Origin of the sequence: Niveispirillum sp. SYP-B3756 (assembly GCF_009495745.1) — a bacterium.
Taxonomy (GTDB): Bacteria; Pseudomonadota; Alphaproteobacteria; order Azospirillales; family Azospirillaceae; genus Niveispirillum.
In genome coordinates this window covers 74,649-89,402 of record NZ_WIDQ01000015.1, presented here as the reverse complement: position 1 = coordinate 89,402, position 14,754 = coordinate 74,649, and the positions used below count along the sequence as shown (strand labels likewise).

Sequence of the window (14,754 nt, the reverse complement as noted above, 5' to 3'; positions counted from 1 at the left end):
GCGGCGCGGGATGATGGCAGAAAGCCCCCCTCCCCGCAATCAAGGCCGGAAAACATTCATGTTTCAGTGCCGGCACCCTATCGCGGGAAAATGAAGGCCTGTTGCCGGTCCAAAGCGACGGAGACATGGGTATCATCCGCCGGTAGAAAATGGCCCGGCATACGGGCGTGCATATGGTGCGGCCTGCCCTCGGCATCCAGTACCCGCAGATGCACCAGACTGGCGCGGCCCAGCAGGCGGGATGCCTCCACCCGCGCCAGATTGGGCACCCCGTCACTACCCAGCCCCTGCTCCACCGCCGACAGGCGCAGCCCCTCCGGCCGGATCAGGATGGCCACCGCCGCCCCTTCCGCATGACCGGGGGCGCTGAGGCAGCCGATCGGCGTATCGACACGGCCGCCGCGTACCGTGCCGGTCAGCCGGTTCACCTCCCCGAAGAAGCTGGCGGCAAATTCATCCACCGGCTTGGTGTAAAGCGCCGTGGGGGAACCCAGTTGCACCAGCTTGCCATCCCGCATCAGGGCGATGCGGTCGGCCAGGAACATGGCCTCTTCCGGATCATGGGTGACGATCATCGTCGCCGCCCCGCTCTGTTTCAGCACATGCAGGGTCTCATCGCGCACCGTCTCCCGCAGCCTTGTATCCAGGCCGGAGAATGGCTCGTCCAGCAGCAGAACGGCGGGCTTGGGGGCCATGGCGCGGGCAAGGGCCACGCGCTGCTGCTGGCCGCCTGACAGGGCATCGGGGAAGGCATTGGCATAGGCTTCCATGCCGACCTGCCGCAGTGCCGCCAGCGCCCGTTCCTTTTGCTCCGCCACCGGCAGACGATTCAGGCCGAAGCGCACATTGTCCAGCACCCGCAGATGCGGGAACAGGGCATAATCCTGGAAAACCAGCCCGATACCGCGCTTTTCCGGCGGCACGGAACGGCCGGGCCGGGCGATCACCTGCCCATTGACCGACACTTCCCCCTGCTGCAGCGTCTCCAGCCCGGCCGAGAGGCGTAGCAAGGTGGATTTGCCACAGCCGGACGGCCCCACCAGACAGACAATCTCCCCCGGTCCGATGGACAGGCTGACATGATCCACCGCCCGCTTGTTGCGGTAATCATGGCTGACATCGGACAGGGACAGGGCCGCTAGCCGATGCGACGCCACGGTGGCAGCCGAGGCCGCCGCATCCAGGGCGACCGGGTGCCGGTTGGTGGCGTGGGTGATGTCGGTCAGATTCAAATCCATACCGGACAAGGCTCTCTCTTGGCGCGGGGTACGGCGCGGAACACCGGAACAGAACGGACTGATTAGGTAGGGATCACCGCAGGGAATTGCAAATCATTATTAATTGACAGCCAGGAAATCGGGTGGGGACGGTCGTTCCATCCCCACCCGCAACGCTCCCTCAGCCCAACTGGCCCAGGGCAGCGGCCAGCTTGGCCCGCACGGCATCGGCCTCGGCCCGGCGCTCCCGCTGTTCCTCGATCACCTCTTCCGGGGCCTTGTCGACGAAGTTCTTGTTGGCCAGCTTGGCGTCGATCTTGCCAATCTCCTGCTCTAGCTTGCCAATTTCCTTCGCCAGACGGGCCTTCTCCTTCTCGATATCGATGAAGTCGGCCAGCGGCAGCACCAGGGTCGCCTCGTCCAGCACGGCCTGGGCGGAACCCTTGGGTGCCTCCGCGTCCGTTGCCTCCACGCCGGACAAGCGGGCCAGACGCAGGATCAGGTCACGATGGGTGGTCAGACGCCGTTCCGTCTCCGCATTGGCGCCCTTCAGCAGCAGCGGCAGTTGGGCCGAGGGCGGCACATTCATTTCCGACCGCACGGTGCGGATGGTGGAAATCAGCTTCACCACCCATTCCATTTCGGCGGACGCGGCGGCATCGATCAGCGCCTCATCGGCCAGCGGCCACTCCGCGCTGATCAGGGTCTTGGTCAGGCCGCCGGTCTTCTCGTTCAGCTCTTCGGTGATGAAGGGCATCACCGGGTGCAGCAGATGCAGAATCCGGTCGAACACCCAGGCGGTGGTGGCGCGGGTTTCGGCCTTGGCGGCCTCATCCTCGCCATTCAGAATCGGCTTGGTGAATTCCAGATACCAGTCGCAGAAGCTGTTCCAGGCGAACTGGTAGATACCAGCCGCTGCCTCGTTGAACTTATAGGCGTCCAGCGCTTCCGTCACACGGGCCGACGCCTGCTGGAAGGCAGCGATGATCCATTTATTGACCGTCAGCCCCACCTTAGCCGGATCGAACCCAGCCACCGGGGCGACCTGATTCATCTCCGCATAACGCGCGGCGTTCCACAGCTTGGTGGCGAAGTTGCGGTAACCTTCCACCCGGTTGACCGCCAGCTTGATATCGCGCCCCTGGGCAGCCATGGCGGTTAGGGTGAAGCGCAGCGCGTCACAGCCATATTGGTCGATCACATTCAGCGGGTCGATGACGTTGCCTTTCGACTTCGACATCTTCTGGCCCTTCTCGTCACGGACCAGGGCATGGATGTAGACAGTCTTGAACGGCACATCGCCCATGAAATGGATGCCCATCATCATCATCCGGGCCACCCAGAAGAAGATGATATCAAAGCCCGTCACCAGCACGTCACCGGGATAATAGCGGCCCAGTTCCGGCGTCTGTTCCGGCCAGCCCAGCGTGCTGAACGGCCACAGCGCGGAGGAGAACCACGTATCCAGCACGTCACTGTCGCGGGTCAGCACCACACCGGCCCCTGCCTGGGCCTGGGCATCCTCTTCCGTCTCGGCAACGAAGACATTGCCCTCGGCATCATACCAAGCCGGGATCTGGTGCCCCCACCAGAGCTGACGGGAAATGCACCAGGGCTGGATGTTGCGCATCCATTCGAAATAGGTGTTCTCCCACTGGCGCGGCACGAAGACGGTCTTGCCCGTCTCCACAGCCTCGATGGCGGGCTTGGCCAGGGTGGCGGCATCGCAATACCACTGGTCGGTCAGCCAGGGCTCGATCACCACGCCGGAGCGGTCGCCATGCGGCACCGTCATCTTGTGCGGGACGATCTGTTCCAGCAGTTCCAGCGCTTCCAGATCGGCGACCACCTGCTTGCGCGCCGCGAACCGGTCCAGCCCGCGATAGGCTTCTGGCACCGGCTCGCTGAAGGCTTCCAGGCGGCCATTGGCACCGGGCTTATAGCCCTCGAACGACTCCACAATGCGGGCATCGCGGTCGAGCAGGTTGATCAGCGGCAAGTCATGCCGGCGACCCACCTCAAAATCGTTGAAATCGTGGGCGGGGGTGATCTTCACCGCACCGGAACCCGTCTCCGGGTCGGCATATTCGTCGCCGACGATGGGGATCAGGCGGCCAACCAGCGGCAGGCGCACGAACTTGCCGATAATGTCCTTGTAGCGTTCATCCTCGGGATGCACAGCCACGGCGGTATCGGCCAGCATGGTTTCGGGCCGGGTGGTGGCGACCACGATGTAGCGGCCCGGCTCCCCCTCGATCGGGTAGCGGAAGTGCCAGAGATTGCCGGCAACCTCCTTCTGCTCCACCTCCAGGTCGGAAATGGCTGTGTGCAGCTTGGGATCCCAATTGACCAGCCGCTTGTCGCGGTAGATCAGGCCCTGGCGGTGCAGTTCCACGAACACCTTACGCACGGCCTTGTTCAGGCCCTCATCCATGGTGAAGCGCTCACGGCTCCAATCGGTGGAAGCGCCCAGGCGGCGAAGCTGGTTGGTGATGGTGCCGCCGGATTCGGCCTTCCATTCCCACACCTTCTCCAAGAACTTCTCGCGCCCCAACTGCTGGCGGGTGATGCCTTCCTTGCCCAGATTGCGCTCCACCACCATCTGGGTGGCAATGCCGGCATGGTCGGTGCCGGGCTGCCACAGGGCATCCTTGCCGCGCATCCGCTGATAGCGAATCAAGATGTCCTGCAGGGTGAAGGTCAGCGCGTGCCCCATATGCAGGCTGCCCGTCACGTTGGGCGGCGGCATCATGATGGTGTAGGGCACCTGATTGCTGTCTACATGGGCGGCGAAGGCGCCGTCCTTCTCCCAGCGTTGGTAGTGATTCGATTCCACATCGGCGGGGGAAAAGGTCTTTTCCAGCATGACCGGGCCTTCAGGTGACAGGGTTGGCACAGTTGATAAATGGAAAGGGGCGGCACCGTCCAGGCGCCGCCCCCAAACTTTCGTGCAATGCGGGTCGGCGCGTCAGTCGAGTCCGCGCCGTACGACCCGCTCAATCTCGCGCTTGACCAGCCGCTCCACCATGGTTGGCAGGTTATCGTCCAGCCATTCACGAATCATCGGTCGCACCAGATCATAGACGATCTGTTCGACCGTGGTGTCAGACCGGCCAACCGGCCCTTCACCATGGATGGAAGGCCCGCCACGGCGGAACCCAGCCAGACCGGAGGCAAAGGCGCGGCTGGCCGCATCGGCGGCCTGATCGGAAATCAGACCGTCATCCATGGGCAGCGGCCGACGCGGTGGCGGCGGCGGGGATGGTGGCTCGAAGAAGGAGGGTGGTTCCTCGAACGGCTCCGTCAGTTCCAGCGGCGGCTCCTCCTCCGGCTCCGTCATCATAAACGGCTCCGGCTCCTCAAAAACGGGAAGCGGAGGCGGCGGCGGTGGAGGGGGAAGCGGAGGCGGGGGTGGGGGAGGAGGAGGCGGTGGTGGAGGGGGCGGCGGCGGCGGGGGAGGCGGCGGCGGGGGGGCCTCCGCCTCCGCCGGGGGTGCGTCGCTGTCTTCGGAAATGATCCTGCGGATGGAAGCTAGAATCTCTTCCATCGACGGTTCTTGTGACGCGCCTTTATCGACCATCTCGCCTATAACCCGAATTCAACGAATTGGCCGTCAGCCTAGGGCAGAAACGGACAAATTTCCATGAGCTTGATGAAAAATGGGGGGCAGTTTGCCCCCCATTTACGCAGATTCCCTGAAATATTGTCGGATCAGTCGGCCGACAGGCTCCAGAGCTTGTCGCGCGTGTTGTTGTAATGCGCTTCGTAATCATAGGTCTTGACCGGCAGGCCCAGGCGCCCGGCGGTCAATTGACCGGTGGCGGACAGCACCTGGAAGATCGCCACGACCTCATCACGCTCGGCCTGCACCAGATTGACCTGGGCGTTCAGATATTCCTGCTCGGCATCCAGCGTATCCAGCACCGTGCGCGAACCCACGGTGGCTTCCTGGCGCACGCCTTCCAGGGCGATATTGGCTGCACGCACCTGCTCCTTGCGGGACAGGATGGAGGCGCGGGACGTCACCAGAGCCTCCCAGGCGCGAATCCCGGTCTCCCGGGCCTGGCGCACCGCTTCGTCGATCTCGATTCGGCGCTGCTGGGCGGTCTGCTTGGCCTGACGCACACGGGCGTTTGGCTCCCCGGCGGAATAAATCGGCACGCTGACGCGGGCAACGATGGAACCGTTATCCAGCTGGCCCATGGTGCCGGGCTGGTCCCAGGTCCGACTGTAGGAGCCGACGATGGAAACCGAGGGCAACAGCTCACCAGCCGTCGCACTGACCGCGGCATCAGCGGCGCGTTCAGAATATTTGGCCGCCAAAACGGACGGATTATTCTGTTCCGCCATGGCCACCGTGGCTTCGAGCGATTTCGGCAGGTCCACCGTCGGGGCCGGCTGGCTCAGCTTCTCCGGTGACTGCCCCATCAGGCGCGCAAACACAGCGCGGCTGGCACTCAGTTGGCCTTCAGCAGCAATACGGTTGGATTTGGAGAGCGCCAGACGCGATTCGGACTGGCTGACATCCGTACGGGTGATTTCACCGACCCGGAAGCGGTCACGCGACGCCTCCAACTGGCGGCGCAGCACCTGCTCATTGTTGATGTTCAGCTCCAGCACAGCCTGATCACGCACCACGTCGCAGTAAGAAGCGGCAGCGGACAACAGCACCGACTGTTCGGTCGCCATCAGAGAAGCACGCTGCGCCTGCACCAGCGCTTCAGCGCGATTCAGGGTCGCAATGGTGCGGCCACCGCGATAGATGGGCTGTACGACCTGGGCGCTGACCGACTTCTGGTTCCAAAGAACCTCGGATTTTGCGCTACCGGTCTCCTGCTTGTAACGCCCGATATCACCGGAAGCCGAGACCTGAGGCAGGAACCCGGAACGGGCCTGCGGCACCAGTTCATCCACAGCCCGCAATTCGGCGCGAGCCGCTTCCAGGGTAGGGTTAGCCTGATAAGCAAGCGCCAACGCGTCATTCAGCGCCTGCGCCTGAGCCGGGCTGAAGCCCAGCCCGACAGACAGAGTGGCCAGCGGCAGTGCAGTGCGCGCCAGACGGCGCAGGATCGGCTTCAGACGAGAGGCTCTCATTGTCAATACACCTTCATCGAGGGGTCGATCCGCCGGGCCCAAGCGTCGATCCCGCCCGCAATATTGATGGCCCGGTCGAATCCGTGCGCACGCAACCACGCGGTAGCGTGCGCACTACGCATTCCATGATGGCAAAGTACCGCAATATCACGATCCTGCGGCAAATCACCAATCGCACCGGGTAACTGCCCCAGCGGAATGTGAAGGCTGCCGGGAATGGCGCAAAGCTCCACTTCCCAGTTTTCTCTTACATCCAGCACGACGGCGTCACCGCGGCGGAGACGTTCCGCCAAATCGTCCACCAGAAGCTCAAAGTCAGTGACATCACGCACAGCCGACCTCACCCCGTGGTCGATCAGAAAGAAAAAGCCGCCTTCGGCTCCATCCCCGGCAGCAGGGCGGCGGAGGCGTCGAACAACGTCCGGCTGGAAATCAAGCCACCGATCTTCTGATAGAGGCGGGCGACAGCCACACCGCTCTCCAGCGCCACCACCGTTACCAGACGGCCGCCATCGGACAACTGGTCCAGCAGCGCCTGCGGCACAGCGGCAACAGCACCTTCGACGACAATGACATCGTACGGACCCTGCCTCGCCCAGCCGGCGGACAGATCGCCCTGAACGATGGCGGCATTGTCCACGCCCAGCGTCTGCATGGCCTGATTGGCCTGCGCTGCCAGGGCGGCATCCGATTCCACGGCAACCACTGTCGCGGCAACGCTGCCGATGATGGCAGCGGAATAGCCGGTGGCGGTACCGACATCCAGCACCAGATCGGTGGCGGCAATGCGCGCTTCCTGGAGCAGGCGACCCAGCACCATCGGCTCCAGCAGGAAGCGGCCATTGCCGACCGGAATGGCCTTGTCCACATAAGCGACGCCGCGCAGCGCCGGGGGCACGAACTGGTCGCGCGGCACGGCCAGGAAGGCATCGACCAGCCGCTGGTCAGTAACCTTGTTCGGCCGGAGCTGGCTTTCGACCATGTTGTAGCGGGCAGCGCTGTATTCCGTGGTGGCGATCATGGGGGTCGTTCGCGCGTGGGGAAAAGGAAGGATGAGAGGGCACCGGCAAGCCGAACCCCGACGCTATATATCCGCCCCATGCCCGGAACACAATGTTGCGGGCGCACCCAAAACATCATGTCATGCGCAATTCCTTGTTTCTGGTGCTTGACCGCATCGGTAAAGCCCGTCTATATACCGGCCCCACGCCGGACGGGTTTCGACGATCCTGACGTGCGGCACCGTTGGCGCGGTGGCAGAATGGTGATGCAACGGACTGCAAATCCGTGAATCCGGGTTCGATTCCCGGCCGTGCCTCCAAGTTTTGGCCATAAGCCATTGAAAAGCCCGCCCTAACCGGCGGGCTTTTCTGTTTTCCGCTTTGGCTATGCCAGTCCTCGGCGCAGCGCCTGGCGCAAATCTTCCGGCACATCCGGCTGGGTCAGCAGCATCGGCGCCCGCAGCAGGGCGATCAGCGACATGGAATCGGTGATGTCGCCCCGCAGCACCATATCCAGCGCTTCGCGCAGGGGCAGACGGCGCAGGGCCAGCTTTTCCGTACCTTCTGGCTCCGCCTCCCCTTCCGTCAGCCCCCAGGCCACGAATACGGTGCCCTGTTCATCACAGACACTGTTGGAAAGCGCCACCTTGTGGATCGGCAGCAGATGTGTCGCCCGCAGCCCCGTCTCCTCCCGCAGTTCCCGATGGGCGGTATCGGCAGGGCTGGTGCCCAGCGGGCAGCCCCCTTCCGGAATTTCCCAGCTATAGGCGTTCAGGGAATAACGAAACTGGCCGACCAGCCAGGTGCTGCCATCATCGGCGACTGGCAGCACACCCACCGCGTGGTTGGCGAAGCGGACAACGCCATAGATGCCGGGGGCACCGTCAGGCTGCAGCACATCATGATGTTCCACTTTCACCCAGGGATTCTCATAGACCTGGGTACGGGACAGGGTTTTCCAGGGATTATCGTGATGGGACACCGGCAGCGGCTTTCCGTGAAAAGCTGTTGGAAACGAAGCGATTATGCGCCACACCGGGCGCCATTCGCCAACAGCTTCGCAGAAAAATCAAAAAAGTACGAAACAGGGGTTTACAAAGGCGTCAGGGGTTGGCTATAAGCCCGCCCACCGCACGATGCGGCGTCGACGACGGCGCAGCAGTAAGCGTCTGATCCCAGGTAGCTCAGTGGTAGAGCAGGCGGCTGTTAACCGCCCGGTCGGGGGTTCGAATCCCTCCCTGGGAGCCAATTGGCAGGAATCGAGATGAAAATCTCGGTTCCACCCTTGGTAAGGACATGTTTTGCTGTAGGATCACGCATCGGAGCGCACTGATCCCAGGTAGCTCAGTGGTAGAGCAGGCGGCTGTTAACCGCCCGGTCGGGGGTTCGAATCCCTCCCTGGGAGCCAATGATGAAGGGCCGAAGCAGCGATGCTTCGGTCCTTTCTCTTTTTCCGCTTCGGGCCGCGCTGCCGCCTCACAGCTGGTCGTAAAGCGTGGCTTCTTCCACCGCATCGGCCGAATCGCGCAGGCCGCCATGGCGCTGCCATTCCCCGCACCAATCCGTGAAATTGGTGATGGGGAAGGAACCGGCGGGCGACCGGTCGGTCACCACGGGCGGGAAACGGCGGCAATTGCCCTTGGGCCCGCGTTCCCGCACCCCATGGCCCAGCCAGAACCGGCAGGTATAGCAATTATCACCGCGACGCACGTTGGCTCACTCCATCCATCGAAAACAAACCCATCCTATCATGACTCGGTGTCGGATGGGCTTTTGGGACTTTTCCGTTCCATATCCGGTTGTCGTTCGGGCTTGGCCTTGCGCAGCCCCTCGGCATGTTCGGTGTAATAGGCCTGAATATCGGCATTCAGATTATCGCGGCGGTCGGCATCGGCGGGGGAGATATTCCCCCCGCCCAGCCGCTGGAATTCCTGCACCGCCTGTTCCAGTTCCTGTTCTGTCCTGATCGGCATCAGTCCGGCTCCGGTCTGTGGTTGTCCATCAGGAACCACAGACAGGGTACGGCGGTTCCATCAGGCCAGCAGCGTATCGATGGCGGAACGGCTGCGCAGGGTCCGGTGAACCGGGCAGCTATTGGCGATCTCCAGCAGCCGCTTGCGCTGGCCCTCATCCAGCCCACCCTCAATGGTGATGTGGCGGGTGAACTGGTCGACCTTGCCGCCGGCATTCTCCGTCTCCTCCCCCGGCAGGGCGTCGCGCTTGGCATGGTCCACCTGCACCGACACACGGGAAAGCGGCCAGCCCTTGCGGTTGGCATACATGCGCAGCGTCATGGAGGTGCAGGCACCCAGGGCCGCCTGCAACAGCTCATAGGGATTGGGGCCCGTGCCGGTGCCGCCATCGGCGGTGGGCTCATCGGCATGGAATCGGATACCGGCGGCCTGCACCAGATTGACGAAGGCACCCTCCCCCGTCTCCGACACGGTGACGGGGCCGGCATGTTCCACGCCGGCCGGGCGGGCCGAGGGCAGGTCCAGCTTCAGGCTGCGCTTGGCCCAGGCCGCCACGGTTTCGGCGACAAAGTTGGTGGTACGCTGATCAGCGGCCAGATGGCCCGCCCCGTCCAGGGCGATGAAGCTTTTCGGGTGCTTGGCGAACGAGAGAATCCGGTCCGCCTCGGCAATAGGCACCACCGGGTCACGCGGATCATGCAGCACCAGCAGCGGCCGGCCCAAAGCGGCGATGGCCGATTCCATATCATGCGTGGCCACGTCGGCCACAAACTCACGGGTGATCGGCATTTCCCGGTCACCGACATTCAGCGGCACTCGCCCGTCGCGCGCCATCTCCGCGTCGCGCCCGGCGATCTTGCCCAGCAGCGTATGCGGGCCGGAGGGGCTGTTCAGCGTCACCACGGCACCCACGCTGGGCAAGTCACCTGCAACACGGAGCATGGCCGCCCCGCCCAGGGAATGGCCCATCAACAGGCGCGGTGCTTCCAACTCCTGTGTCAGCGCCGCTGCGGCAGCCAGCAGATCGGCCACATTGGTGGAGAAGGTGGTTTCGTCAAAGGCGCCACCGCTATTGCCCAAACCGGTGAAATCAAATCGCAGCACCGCGAATCCCCGATCCGCCAGGCCCCGGCTGATCCGGGCAGAGGCGTGGTAATCCTTGGAACAGGTGAAGCAATGGGCAAAGATCGCTGTGGCGATGGGCCGGCCTTCCGGCAGGTCCAGCCGGCCCGCCAGTGTGGCCCCCGTTGATCCCGGAAAGTTGAATTCCTGCGTCACGCGCGCCATCGTGCCCTCACCAGCGTTTCATCCTGCAACCCGCTCACGGGTCCGTTGGCTGCAAAGCTGGCCCGCCTGCCCTGCCCTGCGCAACCCCCTTCGCATTTTCCCGTCACACCGGATGATCATGACCAACAAAACCTTCGCCCGCCCGTTCCCCGTTCTGCCCGATATCACCAGCCCGACGCGGGTGGACACTGTGAAAAATGAGATCATCCACAAAGGATTTATGGATTTTTCCCGGCAAACCCTGCGGCATGAGCGGTTTGATGGTGGAATGACCCCCGAGATTGAGCGGGAAGTCTGCCATCGCAGTTATGCCGTGGCGATCATCCTCTATGATCGGGCGCGCGACATGCTGGTGATGATCGAACAGTTCCGGGCCGGCGCCCATGCTGCGGGTATTGATCCATGGCTGCTGGAATTCGTTGCCGGCATGGTGAAGCCGGGGGAGTCCGCCGCCGAGGTTGCCGCCCGTGAAGCTGAGGAAGAGGCGGGCTGTACCCCGTTGGACGTGCGCCTGATCTTCACCATGATGCCCAGCCCCGGCGGCTGTACGGAGATCGTCGAGCTGTTCTTTGGCTATGTCGACAGCCAGGGGCTGGGCGGGTTGCACGGGTTGGAAGAGGAGGTGGAGGATATCCGCGTGCATCTGGTGCCGGCAGACCTCGCCATCGCCCAGATGGATGCCAACCGCATCACCAGCGGCCTGACCCTGCTGGGCCTGGCCTGGTTCGCCCGCCACCATGCGGCACTGAAGGCGGGCCTTGCGGAGAATGCGTTGCAGGGCTGATGCGGCGGGGGTTAGGTTTTTAACAACCTCACCCCATATGGGGTGCCAGCATTCTACACATGAACAAGGGCACAACGCCGTGGATATACGCAACGGCTTCATCGACAGCATCGGCCGCACCCCGCTGATCCGCCTGAAGGGCCCATCGGAGGCGACGGGCTGCACCATTCTGGGCAAGGCGGAATTCCTCAATCCCGGTGGGTCGGTGAAGGACCGGGCGGCGCTCGCCATCGTGCAGGACGCGATTGAACGCGGCCAGTTGCGCCCCGGCGGCACCATTGTGGAAGGGACGGCGGGCAATACCGGTATCGGTCTGGCCCTGGTGGGCAATGCCATGGGCTTCCGTACGGTCATCGTGATGCCGGAAACGCAGAGCCAGGAAAAGAAGGACATGCTGCGCTTGTGCGGCGCCGACCTGCGGCTGGTGCCCGCCGTGCCCTTCAAAGATCCCGGTAATTATGTGCATGTCTCCCGGCGCATCGCGGAAGAACTGGCGCAGACGGAACCCAACGGTGCCATCTGGGCCAACCAGTTCGACAATCTGGCCAACCGGGAAGGCCACCGCCGCACCACCGGCCCGGAAATCTGGCAGCAGACGGATGGCAAGATCGACGCCTTCACCTGCGCCACCGGCACCGGCGGCACGCTGGCCGGCATCGCCCTGGCACTGAAGGAGCGCAAGCCGGAAACCAGGATCGTGCTGGCCGACCCGATGGGGTCCGCGCTTTACGCCTGGAAGAAGACGGGCGAATTGAAGGCCGAAGGCAATTCCATCACTGAAGGCATCGGCCAGGGCCGGGTAACGGCCAATCTGGCCGATGCGCCGATCGACGATGCCGTGCAGGTGACGGATGAGGAAGCGTTGCCCGTCGTCTTCGACCTGTTGAAGAATGAAGGGCTGGTGCTGGGCGGTTCCAGCGGCATCAATATCGTTGCCGCCATGAAGGTGGCCCGCCTGCTGGGTCCGGGCCATACCATCGTCACCATCCTGTGCGATTGCGGAACCCGTTACCAATCCAAGCTGTTCAATCCCAGCTTCCTGCGCGAAAAAGGATTGCCGGTTCCCGACTGGCTGTCCTGATACAGTTCCTTGATGGAGGTCCGCCCATGACGCTGTTGTTCCGTGACGATCCCTACCTGAAACAGGCAGAGGCCACGGTGGTTGAAAGCGGGGCGGACGGCATCCGCCTGGACGCCACGCTGTTCTATCCCAATGGCGGCGGGCAGCCCGGCGATACCGGGCGGATCGACTGGGATGGCGGCAGTGTGGCGGTGACCGATACGCGCAAGGCAGTGCCGCTGGTGGAGAACGGTCCCGATATCCTGCACATCGTGCCCGCCGAATCCCCCCTGCCCCCGCCCGGTACCCGCGTGACCCTGTATCTGGATTGGGAACGCCGTCACCGGCATATGCGGATGCACACCGCCATGCATCTGCTCTGCGCTGTGGTGCCGGGCGCCGTGACCGGCGGGCAGGTCGGGGCAGAGAAATCCCGGCTGGATTTCGATGTGCCCTCGGCCAGCCTGGACAAGGACGCGCTGGAGGAGAAGCTGAACGAGCTGATCCGCGCCGACCACCCGGTACGTGAACGCACCATCACCGATCAGGAAATGGCGGAACGGCCAGAACTGGTGCGTACCATGTCGGTCAAACCACCCATGGGCAGCGGCTCGGTGCGGCTGCTGCAGATCGGTACCGATGACGCGATGGTGGATTTGCAGCCTTGCGGCGGCACCCATGTGGGGCATACGGGGGAGATTGGCCCGATCAGCATCGTAAAGATCGAAAATAAGGGCAAGCAGAACCGCCGCGTGGTGCTGGGCTTCCGGGATTAAGGGACAGTTTGCGTTCCAATCGCCTATAAAGGACAGATGGATATTACGTTTCCTCCCTCTGTCCCGATAGGAACGAACATGGCCGTCCCCGCGCTGACCGATCCGCTGGTGTCCCCCCTCTGGCTGCGGGCGATGCTGGGCCGGCCCGATGTGAAGCTGGTGGATGCCTCCTGGCACATGCCAGCGGCCAAGCGCGACGCCAAGGCCGAATTTGCGGCCAAGCGCATTCCCGGTGCCGTGTTCTTCGATATTGACGGGATTTCCGATCCCGATACCGACCTGCCACATATGCTGCCCAGCCCGCAGGGCTTCGCGGCGGCCGTCTCGGCCCTGGGCATCGGGTCGGCGGATGCTGTGGTTGTCTATGACAGCACCGGTTTGTTCAGTGCGGCGCGCGCCTGGTGGATGTTCCGCGTCTTCGGCCATGATGACGTCTATGTGCTGGATGGCGGGCTGCCCGGCTGGATTGCCGCCGGCGGCGAACTGGCCAGCGGGACGCCCGAAGCCCCCGCCCGCGCTGCCTTCCGCGCCCAGTACCGGGCGGACATGGTGCGCAGCGCCGACGACCTGAAAACCAACCTGGAAACCGGCGCGGAACAGGTGCTGGATGCCAGGGCCGCCGCGCGCTTCACCGGATCAGTGCCGGAACCGCGCGCCGGCCTGCGCAGCGGCCATATACCCGGCGCCCGCAACCTGCCCTTCAACGAGCTTCTGGCCAGTGAGACTCAGCAGATGCTGGAAGGGGAGGCCCTGCGCGCCCGCTATATGGCCGCAGGGATCGACCTGTCGCGGCCCGTCGTCACCTCCTGCGGCAGCGGCGTCACCGCGGCTGTGCTGGCGCTGGGGCTGCACCGGCTGGGCGTCAGTGACGTGGCGCTCTATGATGGTTCCTGGACCGAATGGGGTGGGCGCGAAGATCTGCCGCTGGAAACGGGGAATGCCGCATGAGCAACGCTGCCCCCCTGGACGGCCCGGTCCCACCGGGCCGGATGCGCACCACCGTCACCTATCTGGAAATGACGGTAAAGCCGGCTCGCCGTCAACGCCCGCATCCGCATGAAAAGCTGGCCTTGATGCGGGCGGAGAACTGCACGCTCTCCTTCTACCGCTATCTTTATGACAATGTCGGGCAGGACTGGCTCTGGTGGGCACGCCGGGCCATGGATGACGCCACGCTGGATGCCATCATCAAAGACCCGGCGGTGGAAATCTATGTGCCCTATGTCTGCGGTGTGCCCGCCGGCTATGTGGAGCTGGACCGCCGCACACCGGGCCAGTGTGAGATCAATTACCTGGGTCTGCTGCCGGATTTCATCGGCCATGGCATTGGCCGCTGGTTGCTGGACTGGGCGATTGAGGCGGCCTGGAATGCAGCCGGCATGAAAAAACTGCTGGTGAATACCTGCACGCTGGACCATCCCCATGCCCTGATGACCTATCAAAAGGCCGGTTTTCACCCCGTGGGCCAGATGGAAAAGGAAGAGGATGACCCCCGCGTCACAGGCCTGATCCCCCGCCATGCCGCCCCCCATGTTCCCCTGATCCTGCCGCCCGAAGGCTGA

Annotated in this window: 16 protein-coding genes and 3 tRNA genes; 9 read left to right on the top strand and 10 right to left on the bottom strand. The window is 63.7% G+C overall.

Annotation, left to right across the window (positions count from 1 at the left end; genetic code table 11):
- Positions 1-77: 77 nt before the first annotated feature.
- From GE253_RS21065 to GE253_RS26350, 3 genes are all read right to left on the bottom strand, one after another.
- Positions 78-1,238, bottom strand: a complete 1,161-nt coding sequence (locus GE253_RS21065; protein ID WP_173012761.1) for an ABC transporter ATP-binding protein — start codon at positions 1,236-1,238, stop codon at positions 78-80.
- 160 nt (positions 1,239-1,398) lie between these two features.
- Positions 1,399-4,083 carry a valine--tRNA ligase gene (locus tag GE253_RS21060; protein ID WP_153206111.1) on the bottom strand — a complete coding sequence of 895 codons (2,685 nt, stop codon included), beginning with the start codon at positions 4,081-4,083 and terminating at the stop codon, positions 1,399-1,401.
- A 102-nt stretch (positions 4,084-4,185) separates the two neighbouring features.
- A complete protein-coding gene (locus GE253_RS26350; RefSeq protein WP_247878789.1) occupies positions 4,186-4,560 on the bottom strand; it encodes a DUF2497 domain-containing protein in 375 nt (124 codons plus the stop codon).
- 44 nt (positions 4,561-4,604) lie between these two features.
- Here GE253_RS26350 and GE253_RS26590 point away from each other — a divergent pair, with 44 nt between their 5' ends.
- The gene (locus tag GE253_RS26590; RefSeq protein WP_282183251.1) at positions 4,605-4,733 is read left to right on the top strand and encodes a hypothetical protein; all 129 of its coding nucleotides are present in this window, start codon (positions 4,605-4,607) and stop codon (positions 4,731-4,733) included.
- 195 nt (positions 4,734-4,928) lie between these two features.
- Here GE253_RS26590 and GE253_RS21050 read toward each other — a convergent pair whose 3' ends face one another.
- The 3 genes from GE253_RS21050 to GE253_RS21040 are packed head-to-tail and all read right to left on the bottom strand — an operon-like array spanning position 4,929 to position 7,332.
- Complete coding sequence (locus GE253_RS21050) at positions 4,929-6,311, bottom strand: TolC family outer membrane protein (protein WP_153206109.1); 1,383 nt, start codon at positions 6,309-6,311, stop codon at positions 4,929-4,931.
- A 2-nt stretch (positions 6,312-6,313) separates the two neighbouring features.
- On the bottom strand, positions 6,314-6,643 hold the full coding sequence (locus GE253_RS21045) for a rhodanese-like domain-containing protein (protein WP_348770922.1): 330 nt from the start codon (positions 6,641-6,643) through the stop codon (positions 6,314-6,316).
- Between the two features lie 23 nt (positions 6,644-6,666).
- On the bottom strand, positions 6,667-7,332 hold the full coding sequence (locus GE253_RS21040; RefSeq protein ID WP_153206107.1) for a protein-L-isoaspartate O-methyltransferase: 666 nt from the start codon (positions 7,330-7,332) through the stop codon (positions 6,667-6,669).
- A 226-nt stretch (positions 7,333-7,558) separates the two neighbouring features.
- On the opposite strand from GE253_RS21040, the gene GE253_RS21035 reads away from it, so the two are divergent.
- Positions 7,559-7,632, top strand: a tRNA-Cys gene (locus GE253_RS21035).
- A 65-nt stretch (positions 7,633-7,697) separates the two neighbouring features.
- Here the strand turns inward: GE253_RS21035 and GE253_RS21030 are convergent.
- Entirely contained in the window at positions 7,698-8,294 is a 597-nt protein-coding gene (locus tag GE253_RS21030) for an NUDIX hydrolase (protein WP_348770921.1), read from the bottom strand.
- 191 nt (positions 8,295-8,485) lie between these two features.
- On the opposite strand from GE253_RS21030, the gene GE253_RS21025 reads away from it, so the two are divergent.
- Both GE253_RS21025 and GE253_RS21020 read left to right on the top strand, forming a co-directional pair.
- Positions 8,486-8,560 (top strand) — tRNA-Asn (locus GE253_RS21025).
- Between the two features lie 85 nt (positions 8,561-8,645).
- A tRNA-Asn gene (locus tag GE253_RS21020) sits at positions 8,646-8,720 on the top strand.
- Between the two features lie 68 nt (positions 8,721-8,788).
- Here GE253_RS21020 and GE253_RS21015 read toward each other — a convergent pair.
- The 3 genes from GE253_RS21015 to GE253_RS21005 are packed head-to-tail and all read right to left on the bottom strand — an operon-like array spanning position 8,789 to position 10,572.
- Complete coding sequence (locus GE253_RS21015) at positions 8,789-9,022, bottom strand: hypothetical protein (RefSeq protein ID WP_089287826.1); 234 nt, start codon at positions 9,020-9,022, stop codon at positions 8,789-8,791.
- 38 nt (positions 9,023-9,060) lie between these two features.
- Positions 9,061-9,285, bottom strand: a complete 225-nt coding sequence (locus GE253_RS21010) for a hypothetical protein (protein ID WP_153206106.1) — start codon at positions 9,283-9,285, stop codon at positions 9,061-9,063.
- Positions 9,286-9,345: 60 nt separating this feature from the next.
- Complete coding sequence (locus GE253_RS21005; RefSeq protein WP_153206105.1) at positions 9,346-10,572, bottom strand: bifunctional alpha/beta hydrolase/OsmC family protein; 1,227 nt, start codon at positions 10,570-10,572, stop codon at positions 9,346-9,348.
- Positions 10,573-10,690: 118 nt separating this feature from the next.
- Here GE253_RS21005 and GE253_RS21000 point away from each other — a divergent pair, with 118 nt between their 5' ends.
- The 5 genes from GE253_RS21000 (at position 10,691) to GE253_RS20980 (ending at position 14,754) form a co-directional block, all read left to right on the top strand.
- Positions 10,691-11,356: an NUDIX domain-containing protein gene (locus tag GE253_RS21000; protein WP_173012760.1), complete on the top strand. Its 666-nt coding sequence runs from the start codon at positions 10,691-10,693 to the stop codon at positions 11,354-11,356.
- Between the two features lie 79 nt (positions 11,357-11,435).
- Positions 11,436-12,437: a cysteine synthase A gene (locus GE253_RS20995; protein ID WP_348770920.1), complete on the top strand. Its 1,002-nt coding sequence runs from the start codon at positions 11,436-11,438 to the stop codon at positions 12,435-12,437.
- A gap of 26 nt (positions 12,438-12,463) precedes the next feature.
- A complete protein-coding gene (locus GE253_RS20990) occupies positions 12,464-13,192 on the top strand; it encodes an alanyl-tRNA editing protein (protein WP_153206102.1) in 729 nt (242 codons plus the stop codon).
- Between the two features lie 78 nt (positions 13,193-13,270).
- A complete protein-coding gene (gene sseA / locus GE253_RS20985) occupies positions 13,271-14,140 on the top strand; it encodes a 3-mercaptopyruvate sulfurtransferase (RefSeq protein WP_153206101.1) in 870 nt (289 codons plus the stop codon).
- On the top strand, positions 14,137-14,754 hold the full coding sequence (locus tag GE253_RS20980; RefSeq protein WP_153206100.1) for a GNAT family N-acetyltransferase: 618 nt from the start codon (positions 14,137-14,139) through the stop codon (positions 14,752-14,754). Before sseA ends, GE253_RS20980 begins: the two co-directional genes overlap by 4 nt.

Excerpts from the sequence above, each read along its gene's own strand:
- GE253_RS21065 (WP_173012761.1), bottom strand. The coding sequence starts at position 1,238 with ATGGATTTGAATCTGACCGACATCACCCACGCCACCAACCGGCACCCG.
- GE253_RS21060 (WP_153206111.1), bottom strand. The coding sequence starts at position 4,083 with ATGCTGGAAAAGACCTTTTCCCCCGCCGATGTGGAATCGAATCACTAC.
- GE253_RS26350 (WP_247878789.1), bottom strand. The coding sequence starts at position 4,560 with ATGATGACGGAGCCGGAGGAGGAGCCGCCGCTGGAACTGACGGAGCCG.
- GE253_RS21050 (WP_153206109.1), bottom strand. The coding sequence starts at position 6,311 with ATGAGAGCCTCTCGTCTGAAGCCGATCCTGCGCCGTCTGGCGCGCACT.
- GE253_RS21040 (WP_153206107.1), bottom strand. The coding sequence starts at position 7,332 with ATGATCGCCACCACGGAATACAGCGCTGCCCGCTACAACATGGTCGAA.
- GE253_RS21010 (WP_153206106.1), bottom strand. The coding sequence starts at position 9,285 with ATGCCGATCAGGACAGAACAGGAACTGGAACAGGCGGTGCAGGAATTC.
- GE253_RS21005 (WP_153206105.1), bottom strand. The coding sequence starts at position 10,572 with ATGGCGCGCGTGACGCAGGAATTCAACTTTCCGGGATCAACGGGGGCC.
- GE253_RS21000 (WP_173012760.1), top strand. The coding sequence starts at position 10,691 with ATGACCAACAAAACCTTCGCCCGCCCGTTCCCCGTTCTGCCCGATATC.
- GE253_RS20990 (WP_153206102.1), top strand. The coding sequence starts at position 12,464 with ATGACGCTGTTGTTCCGTGACGATCCCTACCTGAAACAGGCAGAGGCC.
- sseA (WP_153206101.1), top strand. The coding sequence starts at position 13,271 with ATGGCCGTCCCCGCGCTGACCGATCCGCTGGTGTCCCCCCTCTGGCTG.
- GE253_RS20980 (WP_153206100.1), top strand. The coding sequence starts at position 14,137 with ATGAGCAACGCTGCCCCCCTGGACGGCCCGGTCCCACCGGGCCGGATG.